This is a genomic window from Klebsiella sp. S69 (assembly GCF_016516145.1).
Taxonomy (GTDB): Bacteria; Pseudomonadota; Gammaproteobacteria; order Enterobacterales; family Enterobacteriaceae; genus Klebsiella; species Klebsiella oxytoca.
Window position 1 is genome coordinate 84,916 of the sequence record NZ_JACVUU010000002.1, and the last position, 14,217, is coordinate 99,132.

A 14,217-nucleotide genomic window follows, 5' to 3' on the forward strand; every position below is an offset into this window, starting at 1 on the left:
AACAGGGAACACATGGAAATATTCTTTACCATACTCATCATGACCCTCGTGGTCTCTCTCTCCGGGGTGGTTACACGCGTACTGCCCTTTCAGGTTCCACTACCTTTAATCCAAATCGCCATCGGCGCGCTGTTGGCCTGGCCTACCTTCGGATTGCATGTTGAATTCGATCCTGAACTCTTTCTGGTTCTGTTCATCCCGCCGCTGCTATTTGCCGATGGCTGGAAGACGCCGACCCGCGAGTTTATTGAGCATGGGCGAGAAATCTTCGGTCTGGCGCTGGCGTTAGTGGTGGTGACGGTGGTCGGTATTGGCTATCTCATCTACTGGATCGTTCCCGGTATCCCGCTGATTCCGGCTTTTGCCCTCGCGGCCGTCCTGTCGCCAACGGATGCCGTCGCGCTGTCCGGCATCGTCGGCGAAGGGCGTATTCCGAAAAAAATTATGGGAATTTTGCAGGGCGAAGCGCTGATGAACGATGCGTCTGGCCTGGTCTCCCTGAAGTTTGCCGTTGCGGTGGCGATGGGCACGATGGTCTTTACCGTCGGCGGCGCGACGGTGGAGTTCTTCAAGGTGGCGGTCGGCGGTATTCTCGCGGGCTTCGTGGTCAGCTGGCTCTACGGGCGCTCAATGCGCTTCCTTAGCCGCTGGGGCGGCGATGAACCGGCAACGCAAATTGTGCTGCTGTTCCTGCTGCCGTTCGCCTCTTACTTGATCGCTGAACATATCGGCTTTTCCGGCATCCTGGCGGCAGTCGCGGCGGGGATGACCATCACCCGTTCCGGCGTGATGCGCAGCGCGCCGCTGGCGATGCGCCTGCGCGCCAACAGCACCTGGGCGATGCTGGAGTTCGTGTTTAACGGCATGGTGTTCCTGCTGTTGGGCCTGCAGCTGCCGGATATTCTCTCCAGCTCGCTGGTGGCCGCAGAGGCGGATCCCAACGTCGAAACCTGGATGTTGTTTACCGATATCATCCTGATTTATGCCGCCCTGATGCTGGTGCGTTTTGGCTGGCTGTGGACGATGCGCAAGCTGAGCCAGCGTTTCCTGAAAAAGAAACCGATGGAGTTCGGCTCCTGGACCACGCGCGAGCTGCTGATCTCCTCCGTCGCCGGCGTTCGCGGGGCCATTACCCTTGCTGGTGTGCTGTCGATTCCTCTGCTGCTGCCGGACGGCAACGTCTTCCCGGCGCGCTATGAGCTGGTATTTCTTGCCGCCGGGGTGATTCTGTTCTCTCTGTTTGTCGGCGTGATTGTGCTGCCGATTCTGCTGCGCCATATCGAGTCGACCGACCATGTACAGCAGCGCAAAGAGGAGCGCCTGGCGCGGGCGGCAACGGCGGATGTGGCGATTGTCGCGATTCAGAAAATGGAAGAGCGTCTGGCGGCGGATACCAAAGAAAACATCGATAATCAGCTGCTGACTGAGGTCAGCTCGCGGGTAATTGGTAACCTGCGCCGTCGCGTTGATGGGCGTAACGATGTGGAAACCTCGATGCTGGAAGAGAGCCTCGAGCGCCGGTTCCGTCTGGCGGCGCTGCGTTCTGAACGCGGGGAGCTGTACCACCTGCGCGCCACCCGGCAGATCAGTAACGAGACGCTGCAGAAGCTGCTGCACGATCTCGACCTGCTGGAAGCGCTGCTTATCGAGGATCAGTAACACCGTACTCGTCCGCGACGGCGCCTGAGGCGCCTTGTCCGGGCTACCGCCCCTCAGACGATGGGGAATCTGTAGCCCGGGTAAGGCGTTGACGCCGCGGTTAAGCGTGCCGCTTTCGGCATCTTACTTCAGCCAGAACGCCTTACTGCACTCCAGCCACGCCCGCGCGCTGTGCGACATGTACACGCCTTCCCGCCAAATCATTCCCAGTTCCCAGCGTAGATCGCTTTGTAACAGTATCCAGCAAAAGCTCTGCGGGTCGAGGCGCTGGCAAATCGGCTCCGGTAAAATCGCGACGCCAATTCCGGCCTGTACCATCGCGGCCAGAAAATCCCACTGTCCGCTGCGCACGGCGATACGCGGCTTAACTTCATGCTGAGTAAATAGCCGCATCAGCTGCTGGCTGAGGGCGAAATCCTCGTTGTAGATCACCAGCGGATGTGCGGCGAGCGCTTCCGGCGACAACGAACTGATGCCTTCCCACTGCGCCGTTCTCGGCGTCAGCACGCAGAGCGGATGGCTGAACAGCGAGAGCGTGGTTAAGCCGCTGGCCTCATCAACGGGAAGCGCGGTCATGGCTAAATCCAGTTCACCGTTGCTTACCGCCTGCTGCACGGTCAGCCCGCCGAATTCGGAGATTTTCAATTCCACACCCGCATAGCGCTGGCGAAAGCGGCTAATCGGTTCGGCCATCAACATCCCGACCATCGGCGGAATGCCGAGACGCAGTACGCCCTTATGCAGATGATTAATATCGCTTAGCTCCGACTCCAGCTGATGAAATTCACCAAGGATGGCCTGTCCGCGCTCGAAAACTACCCGACCGGTATCGGTCAGCAGCAGCCGACGACCGTCGCGGATCAGCAGCGTGCAGTTCAGCTCATCTTCCAGATTCTTGAGCATCTTACTGATGGTCGGCTGCGTGACGAACAACTTCTCCGCTGCGCGGGTAAAGCTTTGCTGGCGCACCACTTCGACAAAATAGCGCAGCGTTCGGATATCCATAATTATTCCCTGAGACTATACCTGTGATGATTTTAATTCATTTCTGCCGGGCCCGGCGGCTCTCTATACTGCTCGCCTGTCTTCTTTTTCAGGAATACCGCTCATGGCCTTTGCGCCAGCTCGCGTGACGCCCTTCGTTATGCAACGTCTTCAGGTACCTGTTCAGGTACTGATCTACGCCGGACTGTTCGTCTGCGCTGACTATTTTGTTAACTGGCTGCACCTGCCGCTTCCGGCGAACCTTGTCGGCATGCTGATGATGTTGACGCTGATTGTCTGCCGGGTGATCCCTTTAAACTGGGTACGCGCCGGCGCCCGCTGGCTGCTGGCCGAGATGCTGCTGTTCTTCGTGCCGGCGGTGGTGGCGGTCGTCAACTACGCGCAACTGTTGATGGTGGAGGGCTGGCGCATCTTTCTGGTGATTGGCATAAGTACCATGATGGTGCTGGGCGCGACGGCATGGGTGGTTGATAAAGTGTATCGCTATGAAGTCAGCAGGATGAAGCATGAGTGATTTCCAGCTGAGCGTCCTGTGTCTTCTTGTCACGCTGGGGCTCTATTTTGCCAATAAACGGCTTTATCGCCGCTTCCATAAACTGCCCCTGATGCCGCTGGTTTTCACCCCGATCCTGCTGGTGATGATGCTGGTATTCGGCCATATCTCTTATCAAAGCTATATGGGGGAGGCCCACTGGCTGCTATGGCTGCTGGGCCCGGCGACTATCGCTTTCGCCGTGCCGGTGTATGACAATCTGGCGATTATTAAACGCCACTGGATGTCGCTGACGGCCGGAGTGACGACCGCGTCGGTTGTTGCGGTGACCAGTTCGGTGTGGCTGGCGCGGCTGTTTACCTTGCCCGATGAGATCCAGCGTAGCCTGGCGGTACGTTCGGTGACCACGCCCTTTGCCCTGGCGGCAGCTAAACCGCTGGGCGGTCAGCCTGATTTAGTCGCCCTGTTTGTCGTGGTCACCGGGGTATTCGGCATGGCGGTGGGTGATGTGCTGTTTCTGCGTCTTTCTATTCGCGAAGGGATGGCTAAAGGAGCGGGTTTCGGCGCGGCATCCCACGGCGCCGGTACCGCGCGATCTTATGAACTGGGGCCGCAGGAGGGCGTCGTCGCCAGCCTGGTGATGATGCTTTCCGGCGTTGTGATGGTATTGGCCGCGCCGCTGGTGCGCTGGGCAATGTTCTGACTATTATTTTCTGTGGTTTATCCTCTGCAAGGAAATAAACCACATAAAAAATATATATCATCAATATTTATTTCAGTTGTCATTTCATATTTGATATACCTCAACCAATATAATCAGCACTTGAATCGTTGAAAACATGAAGTCATGTAAAAGTAGATGAAGTTTATCCACCGATGTTAATCTCACTTATTTTACGTTTAAGTGTAACTACATGTTTCAAAATTGCTTCATTTTAACTTGATTCACAAATATAAATCACCATATATATTTGCAAGATGAATGAGTGGTTTTTGCAATCTGTTGTTTTTATTTGTTTATTTTTAAATCATGTCTTTATCTTATAGGTTAATCTCATTTATGATTTTAGGATTATTCTTCATTAGTTATTGAGGGTAATCTTGTTTTTGGATATCTTATTGAGGTGAGCTTTTATTATTGAATGGATTCATGTGGAGCTTGAGCTTTTGCTTCAATATTTAAAATAATATTGTAAGCAGGCAGTTTATTTCCCTAAGCGCTGATATAACTTATAGATTGAGTTGATGCCTGTTTCCCTTCTCTAATAGAGTGCCATAAACAATTGATGGACTGATTGTTAATCTTAATAAACAGGAGAATACCAATGAAAATGAATGCAATAACTCTGGCTAAAATAATCGCCTTCTCGGCGGGCTGCTCACTGGTGACAATGGCGCAGGCGGATAACACCATTACTTTTACCGGCACGGTCTCTGATACTACCTGTACAGCTACTATCGATAACGGCGTCTCATCTATTGAGATGGGGACCTCCTCCGTCGCGGATCTGAAGGCGAATACCTATGGCGCGGCTAAGAGTTTTTCTTTCACCCTGACCGGTTGCCCGAAAGTGGCTGATGGCGGTAACGCTAAGGCCAGAGTCACCTTTGGCGGTGAAGCCGATGAAACTAACAGCGATTACTTTAAGAACCAGGCTTCCGCATCGCCTGCGACGGGCGTTGCCGTGGCTATTTTTGATAACCAGGGTGCGCTGCTTAAAAATAATACTGAAGGCGCCGATGTGGATATTTCCTCCGGCGCTGCGACCATTCCTTTCACCGTAAAAATGGCGAAAGCAGGCAGTGCTGAACCGACTAAAGGCGCCGTTCAGACAACGGTAACCTACAACGTTACGTACTATTAATTCAGACGCTAATAAATACCAAGGGAAAGGGTAACTCTTTCCCTTACTGGACTCCATTATGAACAGATTATTCTACTTTATTTGTTTTTATTTGTGTGCGTCTGCGGCGCAGGCAAGCGTAGTCGTGGGCGGCACGCGGGTGATATTCGATGGCACACAAAAGTCGACGACGGTATCTGTTCAAAATAAGGATAATGTGACCAATATCGTTCAGTCCTGGATCTCCGTTGTCGATGCGGCCTCGCCAGCGAAAGATACATTCATCACAACGCCTCCGCTATTTCGCCTGAAGTCCGGAGAGCAAGGATTTGTACGCATTCTACGTTCGGGTAAACCTTTAGCGGAGGATCGGGAATCCATGTTCTGGTTGAATATTAAAGGGATTCCCGCCATGGAGAACGCGCCGGACAAAAATATGGTTCAGTTTGCGATTAATTCCAGGATAAAGCTTATTTTTCGACCCGCCGCATTGAAAAGCGCCATACCAGAAAATTTTGCCGAAAAGCTGCAGTGGTCTGCTGAAGGGCGAGATATAAAAGTGAAAAATATTTCTCCTCTATATATGAATTTCTCTGAAGTTTTGGTTAACGGCAAAGCAGTACCTGAAGCGTGGTTTGTTGCCCCCTTTTCAACAATAAAAATACCGGTAGCAAATGCCTCTTCTGCGGGCAAAAAGAAAATCACATGGAGCGTGATCAATGATTATGGAATGCCTGGACCGAAATATACCGCCATCATTCAATAACGTTGGAAAGCGTTATACCTTTTTATTGACCAGCGGCTATGCCGCCCTCATTTTCAGCTTTGCCACAATACCTCTCCCGGCGATGGCAGGTGAGTACTTCAATCCCCACCTGCTGGAGGTAAACGAAACCGGTACCTCCGCCGTTGACTTAACCTATATTTCTGAAGAGACGATTCCGCCAGGTGACTACAACCTGGATGTCTATATTAACCATACGTTTGTGGCTTCTGAGTCCGTCATTTTTACGCGACAGGATCAAAATAACGCCGCTTCATCCCGGCCATGTCTTTCCGTCGCGCGCCTGAAAGAGTGGTCGATTAAAACCGAAGATTATCCTGAGCTTACCGTGGCGGGTTCGGAGTGCGCAAAACTGTCTGCGATCCCCGGATGGGAGACGGCGGTACAGCTCTCGCAACAGCGAATCGACTTTACCTTACCCCAGGTGGCTTTAGAGCACCGTCCGCGGGGGTATGTCCCGGAAAGCCGATGGCAGCAGGGCATTACCGCCGGGCTATTGAATTACAACATTTCCGGGCAAAAAACCGATCCGCGAGATGGAGGCGTTTCCACTTCCAGCCAGTTTGTCAGCCTGCAGCCGGGGTTGAACGTTGGGCCGTGGCGTTTACGTAATTACAGCACCCTCAATCATAATGACGATGGCAGTCAGTGGGACTCCGTCTATAGCTATATTTCACGCGATATCCACGCCCTGAAAGGTCAGCTGATAGTGGGGCAAACCTATACTTCTTCGGCGGTGTTTGACAGCATCAGCTTCACCGGCCTGCAGCTGAACTCTGATAAAGAGATGCTCCCGGACAGCCTGAACGGCTTCGCACCGGTCATAAAAGGCATCGCGCGCTCGACCGCAGACGTGACGGTTTATCAAAACGGATACAGCATTTATAAAACAACGGTCTCTCCCGGCGCCTTTGAGATAAACGATCTTTATCCCACGGGAAGCGCGGGCGATCTCTACGTGACGGTGAAAGAATCAGACGGTAGTGAGCAGAGCTTTGTGGTGCCGTTTGCTTCACTGGCAATATTACAACGTGAAGGGCAGGTTGATTACGCTTTCAGCGGCGGCAAGACGCGCTCGGGAAGCGCGGGCGGAAAGGAGTATCAGTTTCTACAATCCAACATTGCCTGGGGAGCGTTGAGCAACGTCACGCTGTACGGCGGCTTTCAGCAATTAGAGGATAAATACAGTAATCTCCTGCTGGGGGCCGGGTTTAATTTGGGTTCAGTCGGGGCGCTCTCTTTTGATGCTTCTCAGTCCTGGGCTGACATAAAAGAAAATTCCTCATCGGATAACGCCTCATCCAGCGAAGGGCAGTCATACCGCGTGCGCTTTAGTAAAGATTTTCCACAGACGGGGACAAACTTTTCCGTTGCCGGGTACCGTTACTCAACGCATGGCTATTATTCTCTGCAGAACTTTATCGATCGGGCGGACTCTCATCGCGCCTGCTGTTCGTCATCCGGTCGGACTAAAGACCGCTTTGACGCTTCAGCGTCGCAGATTTTCTCCGGATTCGGTTCACTCTCCCTTTCGCTGGTCAGTGAGTCTTACTGGGATAACTCGCGGATGGAGTCGCTGGGCGTGAGTTATAGCAATACGTTTGGCCGGATGTCCTACTTCATTAACTACGCCTATAACCGCAATGTGCAGAGCAGCGGCCAGAATGAAAATAGCTCGCCTTCCAGCGACAGCATTATTTCGCTAACCGTGAGTATTCCTTTCGGCGCCGATATATCAGCCAGCTACAACATGAACAGCAGCCGGGTGGGAGACACCACTCACAGTCTTGGTTTAAATGGCTCCGCTTTCGCCGATCGTTCTCTGAACTGGAACGTGCAGGAGGGATATAACGCCAGCGATAAAAGCACCTCAGGGAACATCAACCTCAACTACCAGGGCTCAAAAGGTGAAGTCACCGCCGGATACGGTTATGACAGCAACAGCGCCCACTATAATTATTCGCTACGCGGTGGGATGCTCGCCCATTCCGGCGGGATAACGCTGTCACGCTATCTGGGCGAGAGCGTTGCGCTGATTGAAGCGCCTGGCGTCAGGGATATCGCGGTACGCGGGCAGACTAACGTCATGACCGATTCTGCCGGGTATGCTGTAGTGCCTTTCGTTCGCCCTTATCATGAAAACAATCTCTCCCTTGATGAACAGCAGGTCTCGGGAGCGGAAATAGATAATATCGTCAGAACGGTGGTCCCGACGCGCAATGCGATCGTAAAAGTTAAATATGATACCTGGATTGGCTATAAGGCCATGATGACCTTGCAATTTCATCATAAAGATGTGCCGTTTGGCGCGGTGATTACGCTAGAGGATGAAAGTCAGGAGTATAAACAAAAACGCAGCGCTATTGTTGGCGATTCCGGGCAGGCCTATTTGACCGGGCTGCCAGAAAAAGGCCGTTTATATGTGAAGTGGGGCGATAGCCAAAATACCCAGTGCTCTGTTAACTACGATTTATCCGCCAATAAATCGGTTGATGATATCGTTTTTTATGCAGCGGATTGCCGATGATGGAACTTAATATATTCGGATTAGGCCAAAAAATCAGGATGACCGGGATGAGCATCAATAATATCAGGCGATTAGCAAAATATGCAGGATGGTTGAGCCTCACCAGCACCTTTATTTTATTGTACAGTATGATGCCGGCCCGGGCCTACGAAGCGAATAGTACCGTCAATTTAAATATTACCGGTAATATTGAAGAGCCCGTCTGCGAGGTGTCGGTTAAGCCTTCCAGTGCAATCGATCTGGGAACCGTCTCTTACCAACGTCTGACCGGGAAGCCGGGCTCGAGCAGCGATAGCACTGCGCTTTCCCTTGTGTTTGATAACTGTTCAACTGGCACTTCTTCCGTAACGATTACTTTCAGCGGTTTATCTTTTGATAATACTTTTAAATCGATTTATGTGAATGAAATTATCTACGGTGCCAAAGAGGTTGGGCTACAGCTTTTGAGCGCCCAGGATCAGCAATCGTTGGGGCCGAACGATCGGTACACCTATGTATTCAACGATAGTGCTGATGGGAATGTTTTTAATATGCTCGCCAGAATGTATACACCTACTGGAAGGGTGGCAGCCGGTAAAGTCGCCTTTACCGTCACCTTTAACGTGTCATATAAGTGATTCACAGCGACAGGGATAGATATGAAAAAATATATTTTATTATTGCTGGCCTGTCTCGCTCCGATCTATAGCTGGGCGTGTGAGACAGGAACGAATTATGGCGATGTTTCAATGGCTAATTTGCCCGCGAAAATATTGATTAATGCCGGCAGTTATTCGACCGGGACCGTACTTTATGATTCCGGGAAGCTCACGCATCCTACAACTTATTTTATCAACTGTCAGGGATCAATATATTCAAATTTAGCATGGAGTTCGGGTAATGCCGGCTCGTTGATTGGCGATAATATATATACAACCTCTGTACCGGGTATCGGTATCAGAGTTAAGGTCTGGCTGAATATTACCGGCGAATATAATGGTGATAACAACGATTTTACTCCGGATTATAACGAGCATCATATCGGTGATGCGGATTTTTATCTTGGAAAGCCAACCGGGCTTTTAGATTTTTGGGCAGGCACATATTATGCGCCAACATATCAGGTGCAGCTCGTGGCAACTGGCGGAGCCATTGCCAGCAACAGCACGCTGACGCTGGGGGAGCCGATATCCACTGTGTCGGTTAGAGACGATCACGGAACGATGGTCATTTCCCAACTGCACGTCACCGGAAGCACCAAAATCCAGCTGACGCCGATGGGCTGCAACGTGAGTTCGACCACGCTGAATTTCCCTATGGGCTCCGTGAAAACGAGTGAGTTTACTCTCTCCAGCAAAGTCGGTTCCGCCCAGCAGGCGCTCACGCTGACCTGTGAGCCAGGGACTAACGTGATGATGCGAGTCAATGCGACTGAAGCTGAAGGCGATAACCCGGAGCGTAGCGTGATGGCGCTAACGGCAGGGGAGAACGTCGCGACTGGCGTAGGCGTACAGCTAAATATCAACGGCGCGCCGCTCTCCTTGAATACTAACTACTCCGTTTTTAAATCAAACAGAACAACGATAACTAACAGCGGGGCGGAAGCCAGCTATTCAATATTTACTACTCCCGATAGCCCCGGCGGGGCATCCGGGTCGGACACGCTCAATTTCTCAACTAACTATTACAAAACCGGGGCTGAAGTGACGCCTGGAACGGCCAACGCCAGCGGAACGATAACATTTATCTATAACTAGAATCACACGTACCCCAGCCGCCAGGCCGGGGTAGGGATAATCATTAATGCGCCTGACCTTTCTCAATACCGATCCCGGTCTGAGAACGAATAAACTGGGCGCGGAACAGTTCACGCTCGCGCGCGCCTTCCGCGGAGCTATCGGTAGCCGAGAAGAACCAGATACCGATAAAGGCCACGGCGATAGAGAACAGCGCCGGATATTCATACGGGAATATCGCCTTTTCGTGACCGAGGATCTGCACCCAGATAGTCGGGCCGAGGATCATCAAAATCACCGCGGTCAGCAGACCCAGCCAGCCGCCAATCATCGCCCCGCGCGTGGTCAGCTTCGACCAGTACATCGACAACAGGATAATCGGGAAGTTACAGCTGGCGGCGATGGAGAACGCCAGGCCGACCATAAAGGCGATGTTCTGATTCTCGAACAGGATACCCAGCAGAATCGCCACCACGCCGAGGATCAGTACGGTAATTTTCGACACCTTGAGTTCCTGACGCTCGGTCGCGCCTTTGCGGAAAACGTTAGCGTACAGGTCGTGAGACACCGCCGATGCGCCCGCCAGCGTCAGGCCAGCAACCACCGCCAGAATCGTGGCGAAGGCGACCGCTGAGATAAAGCCAAGGAACAGGTTGCCGCCGACCGCATCCGCCAGATGCACTGCCGCCATATTGTTGCCGCCGATAAGCTGCCCGGCCGCGTCTTTGAACGCCGGATTCGCCCCCACCAGCATGATGGCGCCGAAGCCGATGATAAAGGTCAGAATATAGAAGTAACCCATAAAGCCGGTGGCATAGAACACGCTCTTACGCGCTTCTTTGGCATCGCTCACGGTGAAGAAACGCATCAGAATATGCGGCAGACCCGCGGTGCCGAACATCAGCCCGAGGCCGAGCGAGAGCGCCGATATCGGATCTTTTACCAGTCCGCCGGGGCTCATAATCGCCGAGCCTTTCGGGTGCACCGCCATTGCTTCGGTGAACAGATTATTGAAGCTGAAGCCGACGTGCTTCATCACCATAAAGGCCATAAAGCTGGCGCCGAACAGCAGCAGGACCGCTTTAATAATCTGCACCCAGGTGGTGGCGAGCATGCCGCCAAACAGGACGTAGAGCACCATCAGCACGCCGACAAGCACTACCGCGACGTGGTAGTTGAGGCCGAACAGCAGTTGAATCAGCTTACCCGCGCCGACCATCTGGGCGATGAGGTAGAGCGCCACTACCACCAGCGAACCGCAGGCGGAAAGGGTGCGAATCGGCCCCTGTTTGAGACGATAAGAGGCCACGTCGGCAAACGTGTAGCGGCCGAGGTTACGCAGGCGTTCGGCGATCAGGAACAGAATAATCGGCCAGCCGACGAGGAAACCGAGCGAGTAGATCAGCCCGTCGTAGCCGGAGGTGTAAACCAGTGCGGAAATACCGAGAAACGAGGCCGCCGACATAAAGTCGCCGGCAATCGCCAGACCGTTCTGGAAACCGGTAATGTTGCCGCCAGCGGTGTAGTAGTCGCTGCGTGACCGTACGCGTTTTGACGCCCAGTAAGTGATATACAGCGTCAGGGCGACAAAAATCAGGAACATGATGATCGCCTGCCAGTTGGTGGGCTGGCGCTGTACCGCGCCGGTGAGGGCATCTGCGGCATTGACGGTCAAAGGGAGCGTGGCGGCGAGCGCCGTCAGGACTTTCTTCATGATGCTTTAACCTCGCTGAGAATGCTTTTTGTCAGCCGATCAAATTCACCATTTGCCCGCCAGACGTATATTCCGGTTAATACGAAAGAGATAACGATCACGCCGATACCAATCGGAATACCCCGGGTGACGCTGGTTCCCGCATGCAGCGGCGTGCCCAGCCAGCCGGGGGCAAAGGCGATAAGCAGAATAAAGCCCACATAAATCACTAGCATAATCAGTGACAGGATGGCGGCAAACCTTTGCCGGGCTGCAACAAGCTCCTTAAAATGCGCACTATTTTCTATCCGCTGACAAATCTGATCGTTCATCATAGCGTCTCCAGAGGTTCCCTTTTGTCATCCACGCGCCGGTCGTCGGCAACACTTATCCCCCCGGCAGTTAACTGTCGGGAGTCAGCCTGTTTACCGCTTTCCTGCTACCTGAAATCCTTGGGGAGTGGGTATTTATATCCTCTCCCCTGGTGGGGAGAGGGTGTAGGGGATCGGTTAGTTTATGATGGCATAGCGATGGCCTGCTTCTCTTCGAGCAGTTTTTCCACCACGCCAGGATCGGCAAGCGTTGAGGTATCGCCGAGATTACTGGTATCGCCCGCGGCAATTTTGCGCAGTATACGGCGCATGATTTTGCCCGAACGGGTTTTCGGTAACGAATCGGTCCAGTGCAGCACGTCCGGCGTCGCCAGCGGGCCAATCTCCTTACGGACCCAGTTGCGCACCTCGGCGTAGAGCTCCGGCGTCGGTTCTTCGCCATGGTTGAGAGTGACGTAAGCGTAAATGGCCTGGCCTTTGATGTTATGCGGAATGCCGACCACCGCCGCTTCGGCGATTTTCGGATGCGACACCAGCGCCGATTCAATTTCGGCGGTACCCAGACGGTGGCCGGAAACGTTCAGCACGTCATCGACGCGACCGGTGATCCAGTAGTAGCCATCTTCGTCACGGCGCGCGCCGTCGCCGCTGAAGTACATATTTTTAAAGGTCGAAAAGTAGGTCTGTTCGAAGCGTTCGTGGTCGCCAAACAGCGTACGCGCCTGGCCCGGCCAGGAGTCGGCGATCGCCAGGTTACCTTCGGTGGCGCCTTCCAGCGGCGTGCCTTCGTTATCCACCAGCACCGGCTGAACGCCGAAGAAGGGACGCGTCGCGGAACCGGCCTTCAGCTCAATGGCGCCGGGCAGCGGGGTGATCATAAAGCCGCCGGTTTCGGTTTGCCACCAGGTGTCCATCACCGGGCACTTCTCGTTGCCGATCTTCTTCCAGTACCACTCCCAGGCTTCCGGGTTAATTGGTTCGCCGACGGAGCCGAGAATGCGCAGGGAAGAGCGGTCGGTGCCTTCAATAGCCTTATCGCCTTCCGCCATCAGCGCGCGGATCGCCGTGGGGGCGGTATAAAGAATGTTGACCTGATGCTTGTCGACCACCTGGCACATGCGCGCCGGGGTTGGCCAGTTCGGTACGCCCTCGAACATCAGCGTCGTCGCGCCGCAGGCCAGCGGACCGTACAGGAGGTAGCTGTGGCCGGTGACCCAGCCGACGTCGGCGGTGCACCAGTAGATGTCGCCCGGATGGTAGTCAAAAACGTATTTAAACGTTGAGGCCGCATAGACCAGGTAACCGCCGGTAGTATGCAGTACGCCCTTTGGCTTACCGGTCGAGCCGGAGGTATAAAGGATAAATAGCGGATCTTCAGCGTTCATCTCTTCAGGCTGGTGTTCCGCGCTGGCTTTCTCAATCAGATCGCTCCACCACAGGTCGCGGCCTTCCTGCCAGTCGATTTTTCCGCCGGTACGTTTAAACACCACCACGTTTTTGATGCTCTTCACGTGCGGGTTTTTCAGCGCGTCGTCGACGTTCTTCTTCAGCGGGATCGCGCGACCGGCGCGCAGGCCTTCATCAGAGGTGATCACCAGGCGGGAGTTGGAATCGATGATACGTCCGGCGACCGCTTCCGGTGAGAAGCCGCCGAAAATCACCGAATGGATAGCGCCGATGCGGGCGCAGGCCAGCATGGCCACCGCGGCTTCCGGCACCATCGGCATATAGATAGCCACGACATCGCCCTTTTTAATGCCGAGGTCGAGCAGGACGTTGGCAAAGCGGCAGACATCGCGGTGGAGTTCGCGATAAGTGATATTTTTGCTCTGGCTGGCGTCGTCGCCTTCCCAGATGATGGCCGTCTGGTCGCCTTGCTCTGCCAGATGGCGATCGAGACAGTTAGCGGCCAGGTTAAGGGTGCCGTCTTCGTACCATTTGATGGAGATATTACCCGGCGCGAACGAGGTGTTTTTCACGCGCGTGTAGGGCTTGATCCAGTCGAGAATTTTGCCCTGCTCGCCCCAGAAGGCATCAGGGTCAGTGACGGACTGCTGATACTGCGCCTCGTACTGTTCCGGGTTAATCAGGCAGCGTTCCGCAATATTAGCGGGAATAGAGTGTTTATGTATCTGGCTCATGGCTTTTTTTCTCCTGTAGGTTGT

12 protein-coding genes are annotated in these 14,217 nt (G+C 53.6%); 8 read left to right on the plus strand and 4 right to left on the minus strand.

Annotated elements, in window-relative coordinates:
* Nucleotides 1-12: 12 nt before the first annotated feature.
* Nucleotides 13-1,659: a Na+/H+ antiporter gene (locus tag IAE27_RS02630; protein ID WP_004109468.1), complete on the plus strand. Its 1,647-nt coding sequence runs from the start codon at nucleotides 13-15 to the stop codon at nucleotides 1,657-1,659.
* Nucleotides 1,660-1,782: 123 nt separating this feature from the next.
* On the opposite strand, the gene IAE27_RS02635 is transcribed toward IAE27_RS02630, so the two are convergent.
* Nucleotides 1,783-2,664 carry a LysR family transcriptional regulator gene (locus tag IAE27_RS02635; RefSeq protein ID WP_016808426.1) on the minus strand — a complete coding sequence of 294 codons (882 nt, stop codon included), beginning with the start codon at nucleotides 2,662-2,664 and terminating at the stop codon, nucleotides 1,783-1,785.
* Nucleotides 2,665-2,767: 103 nt separating this feature from the next.
* Here IAE27_RS02635 and IAE27_RS02640 point away from each other — a divergent pair, with 103 nt between their 5' ends.
* From IAE27_RS02640 to IAE27_RS02670, 7 genes are all read left to right on the plus strand, one after another.
* Nucleotides 2,768-3,178, plus strand: coding sequence for a CidA/LrgA family protein (locus IAE27_RS02640; protein ID WP_070557078.1), 411 nt, complete (start codon nucleotides 2,768-2,770; stop codon nucleotides 3,176-3,178).
* Nucleotides 3,171-3,860: an LrgB family protein gene (locus tag IAE27_RS02645; RefSeq protein ID WP_016808425.1), complete on the plus strand. Its 690-nt coding sequence runs from the start codon at nucleotides 3,171-3,173 to the stop codon at nucleotides 3,858-3,860. Before IAE27_RS02640 ends, IAE27_RS02645 begins: the two co-directional genes overlap by 8 nt.
* 622 nt (nucleotides 3,861-4,482) lie before the next feature.
* Entirely contained in the window at nucleotides 4,483-5,022 is a 540-nt protein-coding gene (locus tag IAE27_RS02650; protein ID WP_070557077.1) for a fimbrial protein, read from the plus strand.
* A gap of 58 nt (nucleotides 5,023-5,080) precedes the next feature.
* Complete coding sequence (locus IAE27_RS02655) at nucleotides 5,081-5,767, plus strand: fimbrial assembly chaperone (protein ID WP_070557076.1); 687 nt, start codon at nucleotides 5,081-5,083, stop codon at nucleotides 5,765-5,767.
* Nucleotides 5,721-8,312 (plus strand): fimbria/pilus outer membrane usher protein, encoded by a 2,592-nt coding sequence (locus IAE27_RS02660; RefSeq protein ID WP_200091703.1) that lies wholly within the window; start codon nucleotides 5,721-5,723, stop codon nucleotides 8,310-8,312. The genes IAE27_RS02655 and IAE27_RS02660 overlap by 47 nt, the downstream gene beginning before the upstream one ends.
* On the plus strand, nucleotides 8,309-8,929 hold the full coding sequence (locus tag IAE27_RS02665; protein ID WP_108704307.1) for a fimbrial protein: 621 nt from the start codon (nucleotides 8,309-8,311) through the stop codon (nucleotides 8,927-8,929). Before IAE27_RS02660 ends, IAE27_RS02665 begins: the two co-directional genes overlap by 4 nt.
* A 21-nt stretch (nucleotides 8,930-8,950) precedes the next feature.
* Complete coding sequence (locus IAE27_RS02670; RefSeq protein WP_070557073.1) at nucleotides 8,951-10,048, plus strand: type 1 fimbrial protein; 1,098 nt, start codon at nucleotides 8,951-8,953, stop codon at nucleotides 10,046-10,048.
* 43 nt (nucleotides 10,049-10,091) lie between these two features.
* On the opposite strand, the gene actP is transcribed toward IAE27_RS02670, so the two are convergent.
* The 3 genes from actP to acs all read right to left on the minus strand — a co-directional run bounded on the left by actP (nucleotide 10,092) and on the right by acs (nucleotide 14,193).
* Nucleotides 10,092-11,741, minus strand: a complete 1,650-nt coding sequence (actP, locus tag IAE27_RS02675; protein WP_004109434.1) for a cation/acetate symporter ActP — start codon at nucleotides 11,739-11,741, stop codon at nucleotides 10,092-10,094.
* Nucleotides 11,738-12,052: a DUF485 domain-containing protein gene (locus IAE27_RS02680; protein WP_004127871.1), complete on the minus strand. Its 315-nt coding sequence runs from the start codon at nucleotides 12,050-12,052 to the stop codon at nucleotides 11,738-11,740. Before IAE27_RS02680 ends, actP begins: the two co-directional genes overlap by 4 nt.
* Nucleotides 12,053-12,234: 182 nt before the next feature.
* A complete protein-coding gene (gene acs / locus IAE27_RS02685; RefSeq protein ID WP_070557071.1) occupies nucleotides 12,235-14,193 on the minus strand; it encodes an acetate--CoA ligase in 1,959 nt (652 codons plus the stop codon).
* Nucleotides 14,194-14,217 lie beyond the last annotated feature (24 nt).

Excerpts from the sequence above, each read along its gene's own strand:
- IAE27_RS02630 (WP_004109468.1), top strand. The coding sequence starts at position 13 with ATGGAAATATTCTTTACCATACTCATCATGACCCTCGTGGTCTCTCTC.
- IAE27_RS02635 (WP_016808426.1), bottom strand. The coding sequence starts at position 2,664 with ATGGATATCCGAACGCTGCGCTATTTTGTCGAAGTGGTGCGCCAGCAA.
- IAE27_RS02640 (WP_070557078.1), top strand. The coding sequence starts at position 2,768 with ATGGCCTTTGCGCCAGCTCGCGTGACGCCCTTCGTTATGCAACGTCTT.
- IAE27_RS02645 (WP_016808425.1), top strand. The coding sequence starts at position 3,171 with ATGAGTGATTTCCAGCTGAGCGTCCTGTGTCTTCTTGTCACGCTGGGG.
- IAE27_RS02650 (WP_070557077.1), top strand. The coding sequence starts at position 4,483 with ATGAAAATGAATGCAATAACTCTGGCTAAAATAATCGCCTTCTCGGCG.
- IAE27_RS02655 (WP_070557076.1), top strand. The coding sequence starts at position 5,081 with ATGAACAGATTATTCTACTTTATTTGTTTTTATTTGTGTGCGTCTGCG.
- IAE27_RS02660 (WP_200091703.1), top strand. The coding sequence starts at position 5,721 with ATGATTATGGAATGCCTGGACCGAAATATACCGCCATCATTCAATAAC.
- IAE27_RS02665 (WP_108704307.1), top strand. The coding sequence starts at position 8,309 with ATGATGGAACTTAATATATTCGGATTAGGCCAAAAAATCAGGATGACC.
- IAE27_RS02670 (WP_070557073.1), top strand. The coding sequence starts at position 8,951 with ATGAAAAAATATATTTTATTATTGCTGGCCTGTCTCGCTCCGATCTAT.
- actP (WP_004109434.1), bottom strand. The coding sequence starts at position 11,741 with ATGAAGAAAGTCCTGACGGCGCTCGCCGCCACGCTCCCTTTGACCGTC.
- IAE27_RS02680 (WP_004127871.1), bottom strand. The coding sequence starts at position 12,052 with ATGAACGATCAGATTTGTCAGCGGATAGAAAATAGTGCGCATTTTAAG.
- acs (WP_070557071.1), bottom strand. The coding sequence starts at position 14,193 with ATGAGCCAGATACATAAACACTCTATTCCCGCTAATATTGCGGAACGC.